Source organism: Flavobacterium taihuense (assembly GCF_019351435.1).
Taxonomy (GTDB): domain Bacteria; phylum Bacteroidota; class Bacteroidia; order Flavobacteriales; family Flavobacteriaceae; genus Flavobacterium; species Flavobacterium taihuense.
This window is the reverse complement of the sequence record NZ_JAHWYN010000003.1, coordinates 326,292-348,711: the sequence shown is the minus strand read 5'-3', so window position 1 is coordinate 348,711 and position 22,420 is coordinate 326,292. Positions and strand designations below refer to the sequence as shown.

The window sequence follows — 22,420 nt, the reverse complement described above, 5'->3', positions numbered from 1 at the left end:
CTGTTTGTTTGTTTTGCGTGAGGGATTGCAGTGGAGCTCTTTTTCCTTTTCAATAGCCACGGGTTTAAACCCGTGGCTATTGAAAAGGAAAAAAGCGGGAACGGAAAGCCCGACCCGTCCCCGATAGCTATCGGGGTTAACGGAGGGTCACGCCCATATAAAATTTAGCGAACTCACGAAGCCAATTAAAATACTTGCATTGTATAATTAATTTGCCCGAAAAACGAAACAATTGTTTCCATAAAAGATATGCTCTTTGAAAAATCAAACAGCCTCAATTATAGTAATTGAAAAAATCTAAGAAATAAAAATGGGTGGTCTTAAAAGGGACTCCAAATGGGATTTGGAATATAAATTGGAATAGGTATTGCTGTTTTTTTCTTTATCTAAAAATGATGCAGAAGCAATAGAAAAAGTTTTAATTTCCTGAAAAAATAATAGTTCAGCAACAGGAGTATATCCTTTTTTATCGGAAGAAGCAGGCTTTTCGTTTTCGGCAGCCTTTGCCAATTCCTTCATCAAATGACATTTTCCGTTACAATTCATCATTGGCTTTGCCTTGTTTTCGCAAAGTACCTTTGAAATGTATTCATAATTGACCACGTATTCTATAACCGGAAAAATCGGTTTTATAAAAATAGCAATGATAAGTATAAATACGAAGTTTTTCACGGTGCAAAGATAATACACACTTTTTAAATTCAGATGACTAATATCAGTTTTTATTATCTTTGCATTATTAAAATTAAACTTTTACATATATAGACAGTCTTACAACAATAACAATACTAAACGTTTTTTTATGGCAATTAGCGGTTTGATTATTACGTTTAATGAGGAAAAAATGATTGGAAAGTGCATCGACTCACTTTTCAAAATTTGTGATGAAGTGATTGTTGTCGATTCACTAAGCACTGATAGAACGGTAGAAATTGCCAAAAAAAAGGGAGCAATTGTTGTTTTACAAAAATTCTTAGGAGATGGTCCGCAACGCTCACATGGCTTGCCCTTTTGTAAAAACGATTGGATTCTTAATTTGGATGCAGATGAATTTCTTGATTCGGATGCAGAAGAGTTTATTTTAAACAAGAAATACTTAGAAGGCAATTTCGATGCATTTAGTTTTCGGGTAAAAAACTTCTTAGGCGACAAATTAATTGATTTTGCAGGTTGGTACCCTGACTATAAGGTGAGATTTTTTAATAAAAAAACGTCTCGTCCGTCTGATTCCAAAGTACATCAAGTAATCGTAACAAAAAACGAAAAGAAAATTCCTGTCCACATACTCCATTATGGTTGGGAATCTATAGAACAAATTGTCACAAAAAAAAATCAATATTCCGATTGGCACGCCAAAGAACTTTTTGACCAAGGAAAAAGAATAACTCCTTTAAAGCCATTTACCAATGGAATAGTTGCTTTTATTCGCTGTTATTTCTTTAAAAAAGGTTTATTGAATGGCATAGACGGCTTGTCCTTTTCTATGATTCAAGGTTTTTTTTCTTATATGAAATATGCTAAACTCTTAAAACACCAAAAAGGCTGTTCTTGAAAAACTTCTATTTTAAAATTTAATAGGTATATATCATTTTTTCATAAATTAAAGCTTAGACATTAAACCTTAAGTTATTAAAACCGTCTTACAACTATAACTTAATAGCTAATAAACATGAAAAAATTAATTATTGCCTTAGTATTCGGAATGGGATTAACAGGATTTGCACAAGAAGCCACTCCCCAGCCCAACGGAGCCAACATGGAAAAAATGACTCCAGAACAACGCCAGCAAAAACATCTTCAAAAGTTGACCAAAGAATTGGCTTTGGATGCCAAACAGCAAGAAGCAATTGGTAAAATTTTAGCGGAGAAAAGCGCCAAAGCACAAGATCTGAAAGTTCAAAAAGATACCCGAAAAGCCAGTGGCGATAAAATGACTACGGAAGAAAGAACTGCATTCAAAAACACAATGCAAGCTGAAAAAACAGATACCGAAGCTAAAATGAAAGCGATTTTATCTGCAGATCAATATCAAAAATGGCTTGATATGAGAGAAGAGAATAAAGACAAAATAAAAGAAAGAAGAGGAGGAGGAATGTAGAGAATAATTTTGATTGAATCCTTTTTGACCTCAAATATGAATTCCACTTATTTACACCAATTAATTTGGGCAAATGAGTGGAATTTATGTTTTATTAATTGACGTTACTTAGAACGTTTTAGAAACTTTGTCAATTGCTTGAATAGTAAAATCCAAATCTTCGTAAGTCAATGCATCAGTGATAAACCAAGTTTCATAAGCCGATGGTGCTATGTAAACTCCTTCGGCTACCAATCCGTGGAAGAATTTCTTGAAAGTTTCATTATCACCTGCAGCAGCAGATTGAAAATCGGTTACTGGATTTGCATCAAAATGAACCGAAATCATAGACCCTATTTGATTGATGGTGAAAACAACATTATTAGCTTTCAGAACTTTCTCAATTCCTGCGCTTAAATAAGCAGTTTTTTCTTCCAGTCTTTTGAAAATTTCCCGATCGTTGTCCAACGCCTGCAACATCGCCAATCCGGCCGCCATAGCCAATGGATTCCCCGACAAAGTTCCCGCTTGGTAAACAGGTCCCAATGGCGCTAGGAAATTCATAATTTCGGCACGTGCCGCAAAAGCTCCAACGGGTAATCCACCCCCGATTACTTTTCCGAAACAAACAATATCTGCATCGATGTTGAACAATTCCTGAACTCCACCTCTGGCTAATCTAAAGCCTGTCATAACCTCATCAAAAATGAGCAGAATTCCGTTAGCCGTGCATAACTCACGCAATCCTTCCAAAAACCCTTTCACTGGTGGAATACATCCCATGTTTCCTGCAACGGGCTCAACAATTATGGCCGCAATCTCATTTTTATTGGCTTCGATTAAAGTCTTCACATTTTCCAAATCATTGTATTTGGCGAGCAAAGTATCTTTTGCCGTTCCGGCAGTTACACCAGGACTGTTTGGAGTTCCAAAAGTCACAGCACCACTACCGGCCTGAATCAAAAATGAATCGGAATGACCGTGGTAGCAACCGGCAAATTTGATGATTTTATCTCTTTTGGTAAATCCGCGAGCCAAACGCACCGCACTCATACATGCCTCTGTTCCTGAATTCACAAATCGGATTTTATCAATATTTGGAACCATAGATACAGCAAGTGCAGCAATTTGTGTTTCTAATTCAGTTGGCATCCCAAAAGACGTCCCTAGTTTCGCTTTTTCAATTACGGCTTCCACCACAGGCTCGTAGGCATGACCCAAAATCATTGGTCCCCATGAATTGATATAGTCGATTAATCGGTTTCCATCTTCATCGTACAAATAAGCTCCTTTGGCACTTTTTACGAATATTGGCGTACCTCCCACGGCTTTAAAAGCTCTTACTGGTGAATTTACTCCCCCTGGGATTACTTTTTCTGCTTCAGCAAAAAGCTGACTACTTCTTTGGTATATCATTTTTATATTTATTTGAGATGATAGACAAAAAGATGATAGATTAAGAGACTCCAACGAGTTCTATAAACTGTCATATTCTTTAAATTATTCATTAGTCTATTATCTATTTTCCCTTTTATTATCTATTATCTATTCGTCTATTATCTATCTGTCTTTACTTCACTATCAACTTCTGTCCAATCGAAAGTGTATTCTCTGTTAGATTATTTTTCTGTTTTAATTCTTCTACCGTCAAATTGAATTTTTTGGAAACGGAATAAAAAGTATCTCCTTTTTGAATTTCATACAAACTGGCTTCATCTGCACCAAAATTGTCCTGAAGCAAAACTTTGGATTCTTCCTTTGCCATTTGTTTTCCTAAAACTTTGGCGTCGTACTGACTCAAATTATAGGTCTCAATATAACTTATTAATTTTTCCGGATACCTTGGATCAGTGGCGTATCCTGCGTCTTTCAATCCTTTTGCCCATGATTTATAGTCCCCTTTAGGTAAGGTAAACAAATTGGCATATCTTTTTTTACCTGTCAATACCATTGCGTGATCTTGGTAGGATTCGGAGGCTTGATTGTATTTTCTAAAACATTCATTGGCAGAATCGTCGTCTTTATAGATTTTATCACCAGTCCAATCGTTATGACATTTGATTCCAAAATGATTATTGGCTGTCGTTGCCAAATCACTTTGTCCCGAACCTGATTCTAGAATTCCTTGTGCCAAAATAATACTGGCAGGAATTCCGTAAGTTTTCATATTAGACATCGCAACTGAATTGTATTGCGCAATATAACCATAGGTCATTTCATTTGTGGACATTGGTTTTGAAGTGGACTGTGTACCAACTTTACTGCTGCTGCCGTTTTGGATTGGTTTGGAATATTTCCATCCCACCGGTTTTTTTGTAGTGACAATTGTTGGTTTCGATGAACCACAACTTATAAGGGTTGCAATTAAGAGAAATAAAAATATTTTCTTGACCATATTTATTTTTTGATATTGATTTTACTATTGTACTTCAATCAATGTTTTATTTTTGCTTTTCAAAAGCGTGTTCATCCCCTGGATTCCCTGTAATCCTCCTGTATGAATCAATAGAATTTTGGAATTATGAGGAAAATAATCTTTGTGAATTAAATCTATAACGCCAAAAACCATCTTTCCCGTATAAATAGGATCTAATGGAACTTGTGTTTGTTTGTAAAACTGATTTATAAACTGAATCAGTTCTTCATTTGCCTTTCCGTACCCCCCAAAGTGGTATTCGGTAATTAACCCCCAATTTGTATTGGTGGCAAATTTACGAATTTCATCTTTTAAAAAGTCTCCTTTTAATGCTGGAAATCCTAAAACTTTTTGGTGCGGCAATGCGCTATTGATAATCCCCGAAACAGTTCCACCCGTTCCAACCGCGCAACAAACATAATCAAATGAAGCGTCTTCCTCAATCAGTATTTCTTCGCAACCTTTTACGGCATATTCATTGGTTCCGCCTTCTGGAACTAGGTAAAATGATCCAAATTTATTTTTTAGATTGGCTATAAAATTAGGTTCAGTTTTATGTCGATAAGCTTCCCTGGTGACAAACTCGAATTGCATTCCACATTCTTGAGCAAACTTTAAAGTGGGGTTTTCGTCAATTTTATCGCCCAACTCATCTCCGCGAATCACGCCAATGGTTTTGAAACCCTGCTCTTTTCCAGCATAGGCCACTGCCGCAATATGATTGGAATAAGCGCCACCAAAAGTCAACACAGTTTCGTGATTTTCGGCTTTCGCCTGAAGCAAATTATACTTTAGCTTCCTAAATTTATTTCCAGATATAAAGGGATGAAGTAAATCTTCCCGTTTTATTTCGAGAGAAATTCCATTAGGTAGTTCGTATGTTATTTTTTGGTTCAAAGTTTAGGATTTATTAGTTTTAAATAGTTTAAAAAACTAAAAAAAGTTCTCTTTTTAAAATAATCAAAGTCGGTTTCATTAGCATAAGCCTCTCTTTCAAAACTGATATTTCTATAGGCTAAATTGGCGTTTTTATACTGCAGCAAACGTACCGCATATTCCATAAAATACCAAACAAAAAAAGGCAAGATTAGTAGCTCCAATTGTTGTCGGAGGTGAATTTTTTCGTGATTGACAAGTACTTTATTTTCGGAATCAAATGCATATTTTACAAACACAAAAGGAAAGACCGTTAACCCGCGATATCCTTTAGGAATTAAATATTTGGCAACAATAACAAACATTGGTTATAAAATTTATAGATTTGTACAGGCAATTTAGTCCGAATTAAAGAAAATCACAATCGCCTAGTCGCGAATTGCAAGCATAAAAACAGAATGGCAGAACAAAGTAATGAAAATAAATTAATAGAAGGTGAAGATTTTTATTATACACCCGAAGGTTACAAATGTTTTACCGAAAAACACCACTTAAAAAGAGGCTATTGCTGTAAAAGCGGTTGTCGTCATTGTCCCTATGGATTTGACAAGAAAACGGGGCTTTTGAAAAAGTAATCAGTTTGCAGTTTTTAGGCTGCAGAACTTAGATTACAGAAAACAGTATTTTATATATTTCAACACTAACAATGGACATTCTTTCTTTAAAATATAAAATTAAAATTCATAAGTCCTACCACAGGTCGGATATACGGTATCCTTAGTGGCGAATTCCTCTAATTTAAGAAAAATATCTTGATTTACGGGATGCGAGAGGGATAGAAACTAGCTACCGAAGTAGCGTGGATAGCCCGACCGCATTAAGGAAAGTGGGCGACTAACCGACACGAAACGTAGGCCCCTTTTCTTAATGCGGTCTCGCCCAAAAGCTGCTCATTAGAACAATTAATTTTAGATTTTAAATACCAAAAAAATGACTTTTCAAGAACAAATACAACAAGGAATTCCTTCAATATTACCACAGCCAAAACCGTATGAAGCCAACATTAACCACGCGCCGAAACGGAAAGAAATCTTAACAGACGAAGAGAAAAAATTAGCACTTCGTAACGCTTTGCGCTATTTTGAACCCAAGCATCACGCCGAATTACTACCAGAATTCAAGGACGAACTCGAAACTTACGGTCGCATTTATATGTACCGTTTACGTCCCGATTATAAAATGTATGCCCGACCAATCTCGGAATATCCTGGAAAAAGCGAACAAGCCAAGGCCATTATGCTAATGATTCAGAATAATCTTGATTATGCAGTGGCGCAACATCCACACGAATTGATTACTTATGGCGGTAACGGTGCTGTTTTCTCGAACTGGGCGCAATATTTATTGACGATGAAATACTTATCGGAAATGACCGATGAGCAAACATTGACGATGTATTCCGGACACCCAATGGGATTATTTCCATCCCACAAAGAGGCGCCGAGAGTTGTGGTAACCAACGGAATGGTCATCCCTAATTATTCCAAACCCGATGATTGGGAGCGAATGAATGCCCTGGGCGTTTCGCAATACGGACAAATGACAGCAGGAAGTTATATGTACATCGGTCCACAAGGGATTGTACACGGAACGACAATCACTGTTTTGAACGGTTTCAGAAAAATAAAACGTTCCCCAAAAGGCGGTTTATTCGTGACTTCTGGTCTTGGAGGAATGAGTGGTGCGCAACCCAAAGCGGGAAATATTGCAGGTTGCATCACAGTTTGTGCCGAGGTAAATGCTAAAATAACACATATTCGTCACAGTCAAGGTTGGATTAATGAAGTGATAGAAAACTTAGACGAATTAGTACAGCGAGTAACTTTGGCGAAAGCCAATAATGAAACAGTTTCTATCGGTTACCTTGGAAACGTGGTAGATGTTTGGGAACGATTTGATGAAGAAAACCTATATATTGATTTGGGTTCTGACCAAACTTCGCTTCACAATCCATGGGCGGGCGGATATTATCCGGTTGGAATTTCATTTGAAGAAGCCAATGATATGATGGCGAACAATCCTGATTTATTCAAAGAAAAAGTACAGGAAACATTGCGTCGTCACACAACAGCCATCAACAAACATACAGCCAAAGGAACTTATTTCTTCGATTACGGAAATGCCTTTTTACTGGAAGCCTCTCGTGCCGGTGCCGATATTATGGCCGAAAATAAAATTGATTTCAGGTACCCGAGTTATGTACAGGACATTATGGGACCTATGTGTTTTGACTATGGTTTTGGGCCTTTCCGTTGGGTTTGTGCCTCAGGAAAGCCGGAAGATTTAGCCAAAACAGATGCTATTGCATGTCAAGTTTTGGAAGAAATGGCCAAAACTGCTCCAATAGAAATTCAGCAACAAATGCAGGATAATATTCAGTGGATAAAAGGTGCACAAGAAAATAAATTGGTTGTGGGTTCTCAAGCCCGAATCCTATATGCTGATGCTGAAGGCCGTGTAAAAATCGCCGAAGCTTTCAATCAGGCGATTGCCAAAGGTGAAATAGGATTGGTAGTTCTAGGTCGTGATCATCACGATGTTTCGGGAACCGATTCACCTTACCGCGAAACTTCCAATATTTATGACGGTTCTCGTTTCACCGCAGATATGGCTATTCAAAACGTGATTGGCGACAGTTTTCGTGGTGCGACCTGGGTTTCCATTCACAATGGTGGTGGTGTAGGTTGGGGAGAAGTTATCAATGGTGGCTTCGGAATGGTGTTGGACGGTAGTAAGGAAGCTTCCCGTCGCTTGGCTTCGATGCTTTTTTGGGATGTCAATAACGGAATCTCAAGACGCAGCTGGGCCAGAAACGAAGGTGCTGTTTTTGCCATAAAACGTGCAATGGAAGTAGAACCATTGTTGAAAGTTACACTTCCAAATTTAGTTGACGATCAATTATTAAATTAAGATATTTTCTGGGAGCTAATCCTGCTATTCGCTTCAAGATTTTTCATAAACTCGTTTTTTTCTAAGAACAAAAAGAGCTTCCATTGGTCGCTTTTTTTGTTCAAGAAAAAAATACTCGTTTATCAAAAAATGCTTTCCGCTACAAACGAAGTTCACTGAACTCGCATGAAAATAAAAGTATAGTGAAGTAATCAGGGCTAACACAGCTGACTGCAAACAAATGTATTTAGTAGAGTTTTTTGAAAAATCATTTTTTTTAACTACCTTAGAGTAAACAAATTGGTACGATTTTTGCAGTTTCTCTACACCACCATAAATCAAATAAAAAATGAAAACATTTAAGCTTCTGCCCCTATTATTACTTTTCATAGTTGCCTCATGTGACACGGTAAAAGTATATTCTGATTACGACAAATCCGTTGATTTTACGCAATATAAAACTTTTGCTTTTATGAAATCCGGTATTGACAAAGTTGAAATTTCCGATTTGGATAAAAAAAGAATCCTGAACGCCATCGACCAACAATTACAGGCCAAAGGTTTTACCAAAAGTGAAACTCCCGATTTATTGGTTAATATTTTCACCAAATCCCGAGAAGAAATCAGTGTAAACCAATTCAATGCCGGTTATGGCTACGGTTGGGGATGGGGATGGAATCCTTATATGTACGGAGGACAAACGTATGTAAGCTCCTCTACAGAAGGGACATTGTACATTGACCTTATAGACGCCAAAAAGAAAGAATTAGTTTGGCAAGGTGAAGGTACTGGAACCCTTTCTAAAAATATGGACGAAAAAGACGCAATAGTCAATAATATTGTTACCCAAATTTTGGCACAATATCCTCCTGCAAAACCCGAAACAAAGGAAAATAAAGAAAAGAAAAAATAATTTATTGCTCAATTCATTAAAATGAATACATTTGTCATCTAAGCAATAAAAATGAAAAACTTAATTAGCATCATCGTTGTCATTATTATAATTATCATTCGATAATTATGGCGAGGTGTTATATAAAAAAGTAATCAATATACAATTTATGAAACCTCCCACATCGGGAGGTTTTTTATTTTAAAGAAGTATGAAAAATTTAGTAGCAATTATTAGTATCGTAATTATCATTATTCGTTTCACATAACGAGTCAGGATTCTATTTTCTAATAAAGCCTTTCTCAGTTCAATGGAGAAAGGCTTTTTTTTTTAACCAACAGCAAACTATTAAACAATGAAACAAGAATTTACGATAACCCTTTTCAGTGAAAAACAGGAAGGATTAATCAATAAAGTAGTCCTTATTTTGACTCGAAGAAAAATAAGCATAAACAGCTTCTCTGTATTTTTTTGCAAAACAGTAAATTTATATCGTTTTACGATTACGCTTATTGAAACAGAATCAGCAGTTCAAAACATAGTGTATCAAATGGAAAAAATCATTGGAGTTTTTAAATGTTATTTACAGACTGAAGCTGAGCTATCTACTCACCAAATCCTACTATTAAAGTTTCTAAATTCCGATGAAAAAGAAAAACAAATCACATCAATTATCAATGCCATTCCAATTATTCAGGAAACTGATTATTGTGTTTATACCAGCAAAACACACAAAGAAATAATCCAACAATTAGCCACAATAATAACCGAATTAGAAGCAATGAATTCCTTTTAATTCCAAATTTTAAAATCCAAATACTAAAAAAATGACTTTATTTACAGCAATACAACAAGCCCAAAAACAACTTCAAAATGTAGTCCCCACAGCTCCCCTCATCGAAAACCTAAATTTATCGGAGGAATTTGGCGCAACCGTTTTACTAAAACGTGAAGACCTGCAAGTAGTACGATCCTACAAAATAAGAGGAGCTTATAATAAAATGAGTTCCTTAACTGATGCCGAAAAAGAAAACGGAATTGTCTGTGCAAGTGCAGGAAATCACGCTCAAGGTGTTGCTTTTTCCTGTCATCTCCTAAAAGTAATGGGCAAAATTTACATGCCTAAAACTACCCCAAAACAAAAAGTCAAACAAGTACAGCTGTTTGGAAAAAACTTCGTCGAAATTGTCTTGACAGGCGACACCTTTGATGACGCTTACGCAAAAGCCGTAGCCGATGCCTCCCAAAACAACAAAGCGTTCATTCATCCTTTTGATGACTTAGAAGTTATAGCAGGTCAAGGTACTGTTGGATTGGAAATTTTGGATACTTACAAAGAACCTATCGATTATGTATTCGTACCCGTAGGCGGTGGCGGACTGGCATCAGGGCTTTCGACCGTATTCAAACAATTAAGTCCCAATACCAAAATCATTGGAGTAGAACCTCTAGGCGCACCTTCAATGAAAACTTCAATTGCCAATCACAAGAACACCCCACTGGAAACCATCGATAAATTTGTAGATGGAGCCGCTGTAAAACAAGTGGGCGATTTGACTTTTGACATTTGCCAAAAAAACTTAAGCGACATTATACTCGTTCCCGAAGGAAAAGTATGCACCACCATATTGCGATTGTACAATGAAGAAGCCATGGTCGTAGAACCTGCAGGAGCATTAACCATAGCTGCCTTGGATTTTTACAAAGAAGAAATAAAAGGGAAAACGGTAGTTTGCATTGTCAGCGGTAGCAACAACGACATCGAAAGAACTGCCGAAATCAAAGAACGTTCTTTACTTTACGAAGGTTTAATGCATTATTTCATGATTCAGTTTCCGCAGCGTCCAGGAGCCTTAAAGGAATTTGTAAACGACATTCTAGGTCCAGATGATGATATTACTTATTTTCAGTTTGCAAAGAAAAATAGTCGTGAAGTAGGATCAGTAGTTGTAGGATTAGAATTGAAAAATCCAAATGACATTCATGCCATCAAAAACAATATGAATACCAAAGGATTTGAATACCGTTATCTCAATGAAAGACATGATCTATTCACCCAATTGATAGGATAAATTAACAACTCTTTTTCTATCGTTTTTTTAATTATAGCGTATCTTTGGAAGAGCAATTTTCACATTAAAATATCATGATAAACAAAGACATTTCAAACATAGAAGACATTAAATTATTAGTCAATACCTTTTACTCAACTGTACAAAAAGACGAATTAATTGGTACAATATTCAACGAAAAAATAGGCGACCGTTGGCCTGAACATCTAGAGAAAATGTACCGTTTTTGGCAAACTATCCTGCTGGAAGAACACACCTATTCCGGAAGTCCTTTTCCACCTCACAAACAACTTCCCGTTGAGAAAGAGCATTTTAATCGTTGGATGGAAATTTTCACTAAGACCGTCGACAGTTTATTTACAGGTTCGCTTGCCGATGAAGCCAAACTTAGAGGTCAAAATATGGCTGAGATGTTCAATCACAAAATTGAATACTTCAGACATGAAGCGAAGCATCCGCTTTTGTAAAAATAGAAAGTATATCAAATAGTTAATCACTGCAAATTTTCAGATTTTAAAATATTTTAATCTAAAAATCTGCGGTGATTCATTTTTTAAAATCATTGTACTACTTTTGCTACACTAATCAAACCAAATTACAATGCGTTCCTTTTCAAAAACAATCCTTTTACTTTTTATTGTATTTTCCTTTTTTGCAAGTACCGCCCAAAAAGGCAAAAACACAAGCATATACCAATATGCTACAATAAACGCTTTGATGGAAGGCGGTTTTGATGGCGACATGACTTTTAAGGATTTGCAAAAGAAAGGGACTTTCGGAATTGGGACTTTTAATGAATTGGACGGGGAAATGATTGGGTTTGACAATCATTTCTACCAAATCAAATCGGATGGGAAAGCCTATGAAGTTTTACCTTCCCAAAAAACGCCTTTTGCTGTAGTTACCAATTTCTCGAAAGACAATGTTGTTTTTGCACATCAATCATTTGACCTCAAAAAACTCTATGCTTTACTGGACACGATTTCACCCAATAAAAACTTATATGTGGGTTATAAAATCAAAGTGAAATGCCAAACGCTAAAAACCCGATCTGTTTCCAAACAAGTCAAACCCTATCCATTAATGATTGATGCCGTAAAAAAGCAATCGGTTTTTGAGTTGGGAACCATTTCTGGAACGCTGGTTGGTTTTCGATTTCCCGAATATATGAAAGGCTTGAATGTTCCGGGTTATCATTTTCATTTCCTTTCGGATGATAAAAAATCGGGTGGACACGTATTGGATTTATTAGGTTCAAATTTTGAAATCGAAATCGACTACATGGCCGATTTTGAATTACACATTCCCGACAACGAAGAATTCAATAAACTGAATTTAACCAAAACAAAAGCGGAAGATTTAGAGAAAGTGGAGAAATAATTTCTATTGTAAAAACTTCCTTTTCACCTCCTAAAATTGTACTTTTGCACATAAACTACATCGATTTCGTTATGAACACAAAAATAGCAAGTAATCCATTATTAGAACGATTACCTAAACATTTAAAACAGTTTATCAAACCTCAGGATTACAGTGATTACACACCAATTAATCAAGCAGTTTGGCGCTATGTAATGCGTAAAAACGTGAATTATCTCTCGAAGGTAGCGCATAGTTCGTATCTGGAAGGTTTGAAAAAAACGGGTATTGAAGTAGACAACATTCCGAGTATGTATGGCATGAACCGCATCTTAAGCGAAATTGGCTGGGCTGCCGTGGCGGTTGATGGCTTTATTCCGCCGAATGCTTTTATGGAATTTCAGGCTTATAATGTTTTGGTCATTGCATCAGACATTCGTCAACTCGAACATATTGAATATACGCCTGCACCGGATATTATTCACGAAGGTGCCGGTCACGCCCCTATTATTGCGAATCCTGAATACGCGGAATATTTAAGACGTTTTGGCGAAATCGGTTGTAAAGCGATTTCTTCACATAAAGATTACGAAATGTATGAAGCGATTCGCTTGCTTTCTATTTTGAAAGAAGCCGAAGGCACGTCAAAAGCCGAAATAGAAGCTGCCGAAAAAGCGGTGGAAGATCTGCAAAATAATATGGGTGAATTATCTGAGATGGCCCAAATCAGAAACCTGCACTGGTGGACTGTGGAATATGGTCTAATAGGTACATTAGAAAATCCGAAAATTTACGGTGCCGGTTTATTGTCATCCATTGGTGAAAGCGCTTGGTGTATGACAGATAATGTAAAAAAAATCCCTTATGATTTTTCGGCAGTGCACCAAAGCTTTGATATTACCAAATTACAACCGCAGTTGTATGTCACTCCTGATTTTGCCTATTTGAGTTTAATATTGGAAGAGTTTGCCAACACTATGGCTTTGCGTACAGGAGGATTGTCGGGGTTAAAAAAACTAATTCACTCGAAAGCATTGGGAACTGTTGAATTGAGTACTGGTTTACAGATTTCGGGAGTTTTCACGAATGTCATTGAACACGAAGGAAAACCAATTTACTTTCAAACTACTGGAAAAACTGCTTTATCATATCGCGAAAAAGAATTGGTTGGTCACGGAACAAGTACGCATCCAGAAGGTTTTGGTAGCCCAATAGGGAAACTAAAAGGAATTAATCTTGCTATCGAAGATATGAGTCCTCGTGACCTAAAAGCCTATGGTGTTTATGAAGGACAAACGGCTACTTTGGAGTTTGAAGGCGATATAAAAGTGGTTGGAGAAATCATTACCGGAAAGAGAAATCTGCACGGAGAGATTATCTTAATTTGTTTCAAAAACTGTACGGTTACACACCGCAACACTATTTTATTCCAACCGGAATGGGGGAATTATGATATGGCTGTGGGCAAAAAACTAGTTTCGGCTTTTTCGGGTCCGGCCGATGTGAACAGTTTTGATTTGATTTCGCACGTACCTTCAAGTAAAACCATTAAAGCCAAACATACTGCTGAAAGAGATGATCTTGAAGTATTGTATCAAACGGTAAGAAACATTCGTGAATCGAATGATACAAAAACTGCATTGGAGCCTATTTTTACAAAACTGCAAAATCAACATCCAAATGATTGGTTGCTTTCTGTCGAATTGATTGAGCTTTTAAACACACGAAATGAAACGAATATGATGCAAGAGGTCCTTTTGCATTTGGATAACCTTAAAAAACAACGTCCCGAAATCGAAAAATTAATTTCAAATGGATTGGAGTTGATTTTTGAGAATGAGGAAACAACGCATTAGAATTATAAGCATAGATTAAAAATTTATAGACACAAATTTTCACAAATTATTTTTAAGTCAAAATTTGTGTTTTTTTATTACAAAAAAAAATAGCTATTCCTGACGACCATTGCCGTTTTTTAACATCCCAACTATCCGTAAACTTGTCATCCCGAGGAACGAGGGAACTCCGCAAGTAGCTCCGCAATCTAAATAAAAAAAGTGGCTTTGTCGAATAGTATTATGGAGATCCCTCGTTCCTCGGGATGACAAGATTGAGGGTAGGTATTCTGTGATATGACTACTTGAATCTCATTTAATATTTCTTTTTTTTGAATGATGGCAAAAAATCGAAATGTCTTCCCTTAGCCCCGATTGAAGTAAAAATCCTTATAAGCCGGGGTTCGGCTTATAAGATTGTAACGGAAAGCGGGACCATATTTCCTAAAATATCAAATCTTTCGGCTCCAAAAATTTATAATCGGATGCAGTGGATAATCATTAAAAAGGATAACCAATAGCGATATTGAGCATCAGATTGTCTTTTCGCCAAGAACCACTTCCAAAATTAATGTCGTCAATCACCCAATTGCTTCCGTTGACCAAATAAGGCTGTCTGATGGGGAAAGCGAGATCGGTTCGGAGGATTAAAAAAGAAAAATCAAAACGCAATCCCGCTCCTACTCCAACCGCAATCTGTTTCATAAAATCTTTTGAAATCTGACCGCCAGGTTTATTTTTATCTTCATTCAGAAGCCAAATATTTCCCGCATCCATAAACAAAGCTCCGTTTACGATACTGAATAATTTGGTTCTGTATTCGGTATTGAATTCTAATTTTATATCCCCTAATTGATCTTCTAAAAATTCAGCATTTGGATCAAGTTTTTTATAACTTCCCGGCCCGACCGATTGTGACCTGAAGGCTCGAATACTATTGGGTCCCCCGGCAACAAACTGTCTGGATGAAGGCATTACAGTGTTGTTTCCATAAGCATATCCAACGCCGGCAATTAATCTACTGGCTAACTTGCTGTTTTCACCGAGTTTTAGGTAATGTCTGAAATCTCCTTTAACTTTCACAAATTGACTGAAAGGCACGTCAAAGAACTTGATGGTATCGCCTTTTTTGGCATTAGCTCCCATAAGCAATCCAGTAACATTCCCCGCTAAATCCAATTCACCGTTGAAATACACCGTATTTTTTTTCCTTTTTTGCATCGTATTGGTAAACGTATATGAATAGGTCGGACCAAAAATAAGTTGCTTTTCGATTACTTTTCCCAATGATGGATTTTTTGAAATTTCTTCCAGATAAGAAGCTGTAACATTTTTTGGGCTTACATAATTAATTTCCAATATTTTCAATTCATGTTCCGCTCGCACACTTTCTTTCCACAAATAACCGAAAGAAGTTTTGAAAGAATTCAAAGTATACTGATCGGCCTTACTTTGGCGTTCATAACGTACAAGCACTTTTGTTCTAGGAACAAATTCGCTTGAATTTTGCCATTTAAAAGGAGCAACTAAACGAGGCCACATCAAACTCGCTTCCCCCCCAAAAGTATAAATATCATGACCTCCATTTTGACCTGAAACCTGAAAATCAACACCACCAAATAAAGAGAGTGTAAACAATTCGGCTCCTCCAAAAAAGTTTCTGTTGTCCCAATTAATTTTCGTTTCAGAGCCTGTATATCCCGCTGAATTGGTACTGGCTCCTACTTCAAATCGAAGAAATTTTTTGGGCAACAATGTCAAATAATAATACGCATTTAACGCATCAGGAATTGAATCATCTACTTTAAATTCATTTTTTACAAACTTAAAAGTGCCTAAATTCACAAACCTGTTTAAGGAAAGGTTATGGTTTTTTCTGTTGTACAAATCGCCTTTTTTAAAATACAATGTGCGGTCAAAAACTCTGGGATTAAAAGTCTTGGCCGAATCAATAATCGTAAAATCTTTGTACTGTACAATATCTTCCTTTTTATAACCAATACTATCCGTTAGAATTGAATAATTCGAATAGACAATAATATCATTTATGGTATAAGGTTTTCTCGCTTTTGAGGGTGCTTCCTCTTTTATTTTTAGTCTAATACTCACTTCGTGATCTCCTTTGGTGCTGTCAACTTGGGCCAAAATATAATCAGGATTAAAAAAATAATATCCTTTTTCCTTTAATCTGGCATCAATGCGGTCACGCTCCAACTTTATAACTTCTAAATCATAAGGATTTCCTGGAATTAAAAGGGTTCTTTTTTGGGTTTTACTAATTTCTTTTCCCAAAGCAGTTGAATCATCTGGAAAAGAAACCGTTTTAATTTTATACTGTTTTGAAGGCCAAATGGTAAATTCTGCTGTCGCTCGTTTACCATGTCTCGTAGAATCTGCCTGTACTTTGGTTTTAAAATACCCTCTGTTTTCAGTATAATTACGAAGCAAGGATGTATTATATTCTAAATCTACATGGCTGAATAAAACGGGTGGTTCGCCCACTTTGGTACGCAACCAATATTGAAATCCCTTTTCTTTTTTTGGCTTTCCTGCCAAATTATAAATGAACAATTTTGGTCTTAATCCCAATATTTGCTTGTTTGGTTTGGGGCGCAAAAGATTTTTCAATTCTGTTTCTAATGCTTTTCTGGCTTTTCTTTTTATGATTGAATCCTCCAGTTTTACGGAACCTCCCGTATACAGCAAGTCACCTTCGGGCAAATACTTGGTGTTACTGCATCCTAAAATAAAGAATGAGCATAGAAGTAAAAGATATTTTGAATATTTAATTTTCATAAGACAGCTTAGACTTTTGTTTCTCTTTCTCCAATTTCTTTTTTTCTTTACGAATCCGTTCCTTTTTTGTAATCTCAATTTCTTTAGCGCTTCGTTTAAAAAGCTCTTTGAATCTATTATATTCCATCGTGATGACAAAGACAACGCCTGTTTCTACAATTTCGCCTTGAATCGCTACTTGGTATTCATTTTTTCTATACGCGCGAATCATATACCTGCCGTCTTTGCTCAATAAATATTCTAATGAAGCATCGCCGGCAATATTGGAGGCATCTTCATTGGCTCGTTCTGCTCCTTCCACTCCAAAACTGCTCCCCACGGTAATTTTCAACCTGTCGTTCAAAAGTTTCTTTGAAATTCCCACATTCAAATCAGTTCTGGTTTCTTTGGCGCCAGAAGTATAATCTTCGGTCGATTCCAAATCAAATTCCAACTGAACCCCCGCTATTAAATCTCCTGCTAAATCATTCAATTGTTGTGAAAGTATTTTACTTGCGCTTTGTCTCGCAAGATATTCAGCACTTGTGCTTCCGCTTTCCGTAGCAAAAGGATTTTCGCCTACGAATCGATTTAACAACAACAATGCAAATACTTGTTTGTTTAATTCCGATGGATCTTGTCTCAGCTGTTCTAGCTTTGTTTGCGATGCACTCACAATATCCGATGAAACATCATAATTCCCATCGGGCAAAACGATGTCAAAAGTAATTTCCGGCTTTAGCAATTCGCCATTCATCTTCAATAAAGTCTGGAATGGTATTTTTTGTTTGTAGGTGTTTTTAACCTCAGGCGTAACCGCCCCAAGTTGATCGCCTAGTAAATCCAATGGTGAAGCATTAACTTTATAAACTGCCGTAATACTTACAGTTGCCATCGTTGGCTCTCCATTCCAAATAATATAACTACCCTTCTGAATATCAAATTTACGTCGGATCATATTGAAATTCATTTCATAAGAACCACTACTAAATTCATATTTACCCGTCAGCGTAGTTTTTCCGGAAGGGTCAATTCCAGCGGTAAGCTCGGCTTCTCCTTTTAAATTTAAATAGTCACCATTTCCTTTATCAATCACCAACGTAAAATCGGCTTCCTTGTTTATAGTAATAGCAACTGAGACATCCATTCCCATTAATTTCGATTGATTCAGTTCCTTCTGCAACGCAACGGTTTGTTTTAAATACAGATTGTCTTCGTCAACAAACTCCACAATTCCTTCCCTATCAACAATAGAAGGATCCGACTGAGGCATAACAACCGTGAATTTTGTTTCGTCATTTACCTCTATATTCCCATTGACAATAGGATTGTCAAGCGTTCCTTCTATTTTTAATTTGGTATCCAAAAATAGATCGCCATAAAACAGATCATTATCGGTAACTTTAGAATGTATTGCTCTGAAATCATCCGCTTTTACCGCCAAATCAAAATTGAAATCCCTGAAATTTTGGGTTGTCATTTTACCGTTTACACCGAGTTCATTTCCATTTTCATCAAAAATAGAGAAGTTGTCGAATGCAATTTCTTCATTTCGCAAGGCGATTTTTTCGTTATTTACAGTAAAATAAGAATTCAGTTTTGTGATTCGGAAACCTGCATCTTTAAATGATAAATCTCCATTTACTTTTGGTTCCGAAATAGTTCCGGTAATCTTAAATTGCCCAGACAAAGAACCTTTACCATCGGTTATATTTCCAAAAGAAAACCCTTGAATGCTTTTGACATTTAATTGATTTACATCTAAATTCAAATCAAAATTATCGTTGTCAATCCTATATGTTCCCAAAAGAGCCAGATCATTTCCTTCGCCAGATAGCGTCATATTTGCCGAAAGAACATTTGCCGTTTTATTATCCACTTTTAAACTGATATTTCCAACAGCTTCTCCTCCAAACACAAACTTATCAATGGTCAAATCTGAAGTAAAAATTGGATTCGTCATGACATTTTCGACTACAGCTGATCCATTTATCAAACCTTGCATTTCCAATTCATCTTTCTTTATCACATTCAAAATTGTCTCTATTTTGAAATTCAAAAAATCAACGTGTAGCGGAGCATTGTTTTGATTGCCTTGCGATTGAATTTTCATTTCATTTCCGGAATGATCCAAATAAAACTTATTGACATAAAGTCTTTTACCTCCAAATTCAACTGAATTTTCAGGATTTATATTCCATTTATCATAGTTTAAAACTAAGCTTTCCGCATTCAGTTTAATGACGTTTTTTGAATCTTCGTGACGCAATTCGCCTGCAATAAAATATTGATCTTTTTTGTCTTTGTCTTTTACCTGCAAAGCATACGAAAGAATATTGTTTTCGGCTTTTCCCGTTAAACTTGTAAACGGAATTTTAAATTGTGTGCCTTCAATCGTCGCTACAGAAACTTGATATTCTATGGCATTATTCTTCGTTCCGACATTTATTTTACCGTCGGATATTGTATTATTGGCATAAATAATTTTCGGAATTGCTCCTTTTATTTCCAAAGTATCTCCTACACTATTGTATTTTCCGGAAATAATTACGGGCTCTAAAGACGTTAACTTAGGAATTAATTTATATAAAACAGGATCATTTTGAATCGAAAGTTTAAATGTAAATTGTTGTTTCTCTGAAGTGGTTCCGTACTTCGCAGTTTGGACGTTTATATATTTCGATAGTGAATTTTGTATCGCATCCGAAAGTGTGGTTAGTTTGTACTTACCGTCAATTTCGGCATTAACAAATTGGGAGCTGATTTTAATGTTATTACTTTTACCATCCGCGAAAGCAATAATTTTAACCTTATCCAAAACAATCGGTTCTGTATCCTGCAAAATTTGGACATTAGAAGCCAAAATTTCCCCGTTCAAATAATCGGGATTACTGTTGGCAATATCTGCGACAACATTTCCTCTAAGTTTCATCGGGCCGGCATGCAGATTCAGTTTTTCCAAATCGGCGATATCAAGATTCAGATTTAATTTTACTGCAGGATATTTATCTTTGAAACCACCATTTGCATCCAATTTGAATTTTAAATTTGGGTCTTTACTGTCGGCTTTTACATCAAAATTTCCTTTGGCAATCGTACCTTTCAAAGCCATGTTAGAGTACGTATATTTATTGAAATCCGCTTTTTTAACAATCGCTACGAGCTGAGCATTTGCCGTTTTAGGATTCAGTCCTTGCCCTTTAACTTTTGCATTTCCCGTAATTTTCCCCAAGGAATCATTCTTAATCAGTCGGCCAAGATTAAAATCCATAAAAGCAATCGTGGCGTCATATTTCTCAATGTTTTTAATTCTATTATCAAACAATGCATCCACATTGGCTTTGCCATAACTGCTATTTAATGCCAATTTAGTTTTAAAATTATTGATGGAACCTTTGAATTTTCCGCTAGCATTAAATTGTTCTGGAAGCCGAATCGTTTTGGGAAGTGATCCTTTAGGAACAAAAGAAAGAACATCTCGGGAAGAAGAAGTTATGTTTTTTATATCCAAATCAAAAAAAGCTTTTTCGTAATTGGGAAGCCCTTTTATTTTTCCAGAGACAGAAACTTTTGTGTTGCCAATTCCCTGCATTTGAAAATAGGGAATATTCAAATCCTTCACTTTTCCGTTTACTCGGGAATTGATGTACAAAATAGCATTCGGATTCGATTGAAAAGGATTCATTTTACGCAATTGTGGAGCAAAAAGCAAAATATCCTTAAACCCAATTCTTGACTGACTTAAATTAGCATCAACCGACAAATCTCCTATGTCCTTTGAAATACCGTCAATTGATTGATAGTTCACTTTTAATTTGTCTTTCAACTCTGTTTGAGGTGTTCTTACATACAAATTATTCAGATAAGCTTGTTTTGGTCCATAAAAAAACTGCGTTTTGAGTTGCTGAATTTGCAGTCCGCTTTTCTCGTTTAGAGCTAAAGAGTTCACTCGCCCCGAAATAGTCTCATTTCTAAAATAAACATCTTCAGCTTTGGCATTCAAACCATTCCAATCAAGATGGCTATAGTCGATTCCCATTGCAATCGCAGGAGATTGCATATCATCAAACTTGAAAGCAATGTTTTGCATATCAATTGAGTTCAGTTTCATTTTCCAGCCATTTTTTGAAATGGCTGTTGTATCTAAATTTGGTGTTTTTAATTGCTTGTCTTTTTTGCCAAGAAGTAGATTTCCTTTTAGATTCTTAACTTCAAATTTTTCAAAATCGAGCATTTGATTTTTTATATCCAAATCATTAACCAAAAGTTTTAAACTTCCCAAAGTAAATCCTGAATTCATTCTAGAATCTTTACTGTCGTATAAAACCTTGATTTTAGACAATGTAATTTTTTTTAGTTCCAAATTAAAATCACTTCTTTTGGCTATAGTATCAACGGTTTTAACAGAGACTTCGGCTATTTTCTCAACCAAATCCTGATTCAAAACTACATTCAATCCATTTAAATCTACATAAGGAATATTGAAATCCATTTTGTCCAGATCGAACTTTTTAAATTTTGTGCTGAAATTTTTCAGCTTTAGGCGAATGTCATTTTTAGACAAATCGTCTTCAAAACTGAATTTGATGTTTTTTAAATCTACATCAACAACCGAAACTGAATAAGGTTTACTGTCTGGATCTTTGGGTTCTTTGGAGGCAAATGCTTTGATAATGTAATCAAAATTAAACACTCCATCCTTATTTCTAGATATATTGGCGGTTGTATTTTCTAGTTCAATCGAGTTTATTTCTACTTCGTGATTGATGATTTTAAATAAATCGATATCAATGGCCAACCGTTTACCACTTAATAAAGTGTCCTTATGTTGGTCTTCAAAATAAAATCCTTCAAGCACTATAGTTTTTGGAAAACTAATCGCAATTCTATCTAGGGAACTTTTGGTTTTAAGTTTGTCATTGAGATAAGTGAGTACCTTATCTTTTGTAAAATTCTGAATAGCGGGAACTTGAATTAACACAATAATTAAAACCAAAAAAACCAAAATTGTAACAGCGCTCCAAAGTATAATACGCTTTGCTTTTTTTACAAAAGAATTTAATTTTGGGTTCATATAAAAAATCTTTGTAAATAAATGCGTTTGAATTGTGACTATTCATACAATTTATCATGAATTTTTGAATCTACAAATATGCATTAACTATAATT

The 22,420-nt window shown here is 35.9% G+C and carries 17 protein-coding genes; 10 read left to right on the top strand and 7 right to left on the bottom strand.

Annotated elements, in window-relative coordinates:
* Positions 1-297: 297 nt before the first annotated feature.
* Positions 298-672: a hypothetical protein gene (locus KZH69_RS04980; RefSeq protein WP_219316350.1), complete on the bottom strand. Its 375-nt coding sequence runs from the start codon at positions 670-672 to the stop codon at positions 298-300.
* A 130-nt stretch (positions 673-802) separates the two neighbouring features.
* Here KZH69_RS04980 and KZH69_RS04975 point away from each other — a divergent pair, with 130 nt between their 5' ends.
* Both KZH69_RS04975 and KZH69_RS04970 read left to right on the top strand, forming a co-directional pair.
* Complete coding sequence (locus KZH69_RS04975; RefSeq protein ID WP_219316349.1) at positions 803-1,552, top strand: glycosyltransferase family 2 protein; 750 nt, start codon at positions 803-805, stop codon at positions 1,550-1,552.
* A 117-nt stretch (positions 1,553-1,669) separates the two neighbouring features.
* On the top strand, positions 1,670-2,098 hold the full coding sequence (locus KZH69_RS04970; protein WP_219316348.1) for a DUF4890 domain-containing protein: 429 nt from the start codon (positions 1,670-1,672) through the stop codon (positions 2,096-2,098).
* Between the two features lie 108 nt (positions 2,099-2,206).
* Here the strand turns inward: KZH69_RS04970 and hemL are convergent, their stop codons facing one another.
* The 4 genes from hemL to KZH69_RS04950 form a co-directional block, all read right to left on the bottom strand.
* Positions 2,207-3,493, bottom strand: coding sequence for a glutamate-1-semialdehyde 2,1-aminomutase (gene hemL / locus KZH69_RS04965; RefSeq protein WP_219316347.1), 1,287 nt, complete (start codon positions 3,491-3,493; stop codon positions 2,207-2,209).
* Between the two features lie 154 nt (positions 3,494-3,647).
* On the bottom strand, positions 3,648-4,472 hold the full coding sequence (locus tag KZH69_RS04960) for a glucosaminidase domain-containing protein (RefSeq protein WP_219316346.1): 825 nt from the start codon (positions 4,470-4,472) through the stop codon (positions 3,648-3,650).
* Positions 4,473-4,496: 24 nt separating this feature from the next.
* Positions 4,497-5,390, bottom strand: a complete 894-nt coding sequence (locus KZH69_RS04955; RefSeq protein WP_219316345.1) for a 1-aminocyclopropane-1-carboxylate deaminase/D-cysteine desulfhydrase — start codon at positions 5,388-5,390, stop codon at positions 4,497-4,499.
* Positions 5,387-5,734, bottom strand: a complete 348-nt coding sequence (locus KZH69_RS04950) for a hypothetical protein (protein WP_111411306.1) — start codon at positions 5,732-5,734, stop codon at positions 5,387-5,389. The genes KZH69_RS04955 and KZH69_RS04950 overlap by 4 nt, the downstream gene beginning before the upstream one ends.
* Before the next feature lie 93 nt (positions 5,735-5,827).
* Here KZH69_RS04950 and KZH69_RS04945 point away from each other — a divergent pair, with 93 nt between their 5' ends.
* The 8 genes from KZH69_RS04945 (at position 5,828) to KZH69_RS04910 (ending at position 14,497) form a co-directional block, all read left to right on the top strand.
* Positions 5,828-6,004, top strand: a complete 177-nt coding sequence (locus KZH69_RS04945) for a C1orf53 family protein (protein WP_165830459.1) — start codon at positions 5,828-5,830, stop codon at positions 6,002-6,004.
* A gap of 355 nt (positions 6,005-6,359) precedes the next feature.
* A complete protein-coding gene (gene hutU / locus KZH69_RS04940; RefSeq protein ID WP_219316344.1) occupies positions 6,360-8,339 on the top strand; it encodes a urocanate hydratase in 1,980 nt (659 codons plus the stop codon).
* Between the two features lie 328 nt (positions 8,340-8,667).
* On the top strand, positions 8,668-9,231 hold the full coding sequence (locus tag KZH69_RS04935) for a DUF4136 domain-containing protein (RefSeq protein WP_219316343.1): 564 nt from the start codon (positions 8,668-8,670) through the stop codon (positions 9,229-9,231).
* 334 nt (positions 9,232-9,565) lie between these two features.
* Positions 9,566-10,006 carry an ACT domain-containing protein gene (locus KZH69_RS04930; RefSeq protein ID WP_219316342.1) on the top strand — a complete coding sequence of 147 codons (441 nt, stop codon included), beginning with the start codon at positions 9,566-9,568 and terminating at the stop codon, positions 10,004-10,006.
* Positions 10,007-10,037: 31 nt separating this feature from the next.
* Positions 10,038-11,282: a threonine ammonia-lyase IlvA gene (ilvA, locus tag KZH69_RS04925; RefSeq protein WP_219316341.1), complete on the top strand. Its 1,245-nt coding sequence runs from the start codon at positions 10,038-10,040 to the stop codon at positions 11,280-11,282.
* A gap of 77 nt (positions 11,283-11,359) precedes the next feature.
* On the top strand, positions 11,360-11,749 hold the full coding sequence (locus KZH69_RS04920; RefSeq protein WP_219316423.1) for a group III truncated hemoglobin: 390 nt from the start codon (positions 11,360-11,362) through the stop codon (positions 11,747-11,749).
* A gap of 133 nt (positions 11,750-11,882) precedes the next feature.
* Positions 11,883-12,662, top strand: coding sequence for an acetolactate decarboxylase (budA, locus tag KZH69_RS04915; RefSeq protein WP_219316340.1), 780 nt, complete (start codon positions 11,883-11,885; stop codon positions 12,660-12,662).
* A gap of 71 nt (positions 12,663-12,733) precedes the next feature.
* Positions 12,734-14,497 carry an aromatic amino acid hydroxylase gene (locus KZH69_RS04910; RefSeq protein ID WP_219316339.1) on the top strand — a complete coding sequence of 588 codons (1,764 nt, stop codon included), beginning with the start codon at positions 12,734-12,736 and terminating at the stop codon, positions 14,495-14,497.
* Between the two features lie 480 nt (positions 14,498-14,977).
* Here the strand turns inward: KZH69_RS04910 and tamL are convergent, their stop codons facing one another.
* Together tamL and KZH69_RS04900 are read right to left on the bottom strand one after the other, a co-directional pair.
* A complete protein-coding gene (tamL, locus tag KZH69_RS04905) occupies positions 14,978-17,272 on the bottom strand; it encodes a translocation and assembly module lipoprotein TamL (protein ID WP_219316338.1) in 2,295 nt (764 codons plus the stop codon).
* A complete protein-coding gene (locus KZH69_RS04900; RefSeq protein ID WP_219316337.1) occupies positions 17,262-22,325 on the bottom strand; it encodes a translocation/assembly module TamB domain-containing protein in 5,064 nt (1,687 codons plus the stop codon). Before KZH69_RS04900 ends, tamL begins: the two co-directional genes overlap by 11 nt.
* Positions 22,326-22,420 lie beyond the last annotated feature (95 nt).

Excerpts from the sequence above, each read along its gene's own strand:
- tamL (WP_219316338.1), bottom strand. The coding sequence starts at position 17,272 with ATGAAAATTAAATATTCAAAATATCTTTTACTTCTATGCTCATTCTTT.
- KZH69_RS04930 (WP_219316342.1), top strand. The coding sequence starts at position 9,566 with ATGAAACAAGAATTTACGATAACCCTTTTCAGTGAAAAACAGGAAGGA.
- hemL (WP_219316347.1), bottom strand. The coding sequence starts at position 3,493 with ATGATATACCAAAGAAGTAGTCAGCTTTTTGCTGAAGCAGAAAAAGTA.
- KZH69_RS04900 (WP_219316337.1), bottom strand. The coding sequence starts at position 22,325 with ATGAACCCAAAATTAAATTCTTTTGTAAAAAAAGCAAAGCGTATTATA.
- hutU (WP_219316344.1), top strand. The coding sequence starts at position 6,360 with ATGACTTTTCAAGAACAAATACAACAAGGAATTCCTTCAATATTACCA.
- ilvA (WP_219316341.1), top strand. The coding sequence starts at position 10,038 with ATGACTTTATTTACAGCAATACAACAAGCCCAAAAACAACTTCAAAAT.
- budA (WP_219316340.1), top strand. The coding sequence starts at position 11,883 with ATGCGTTCCTTTTCAAAAACAATCCTTTTACTTTTTATTGTATTTTCC.
- KZH69_RS04970 (WP_219316348.1), top strand. The coding sequence starts at position 1,670 with ATGAAAAAATTAATTATTGCCTTAGTATTCGGAATGGGATTAACAGGA.
- KZH69_RS04945 (WP_165830459.1), top strand. The coding sequence starts at position 5,828 with ATGGCAGAACAAAGTAATGAAAATAAATTAATAGAAGGTGAAGATTTT.
- KZH69_RS04975 (WP_219316349.1), top strand. The coding sequence starts at position 803 with ATGGCAATTAGCGGTTTGATTATTACGTTTAATGAGGAAAAAATGATT.
- KZH69_RS04910 (WP_219316339.1), top strand. The coding sequence starts at position 12,734 with ATGAACACAAAAATAGCAAGTAATCCATTATTAGAACGATTACCTAAA.
- KZH69_RS04935 (WP_219316343.1), top strand. The coding sequence starts at position 8,668 with ATGAAAACATTTAAGCTTCTGCCCCTATTATTACTTTTCATAGTTGCC.
- KZH69_RS04950 (WP_111411306.1), bottom strand. The coding sequence starts at position 5,734 with ATGTTTGTTATTGTTGCCAAATATTTAATTCCTAAAGGATATCGCGGG.
- KZH69_RS04960 (WP_219316346.1), bottom strand. The coding sequence starts at position 4,472 with ATGGTCAAGAAAATATTTTTATTTCTCTTAATTGCAACCCTTATAAGT.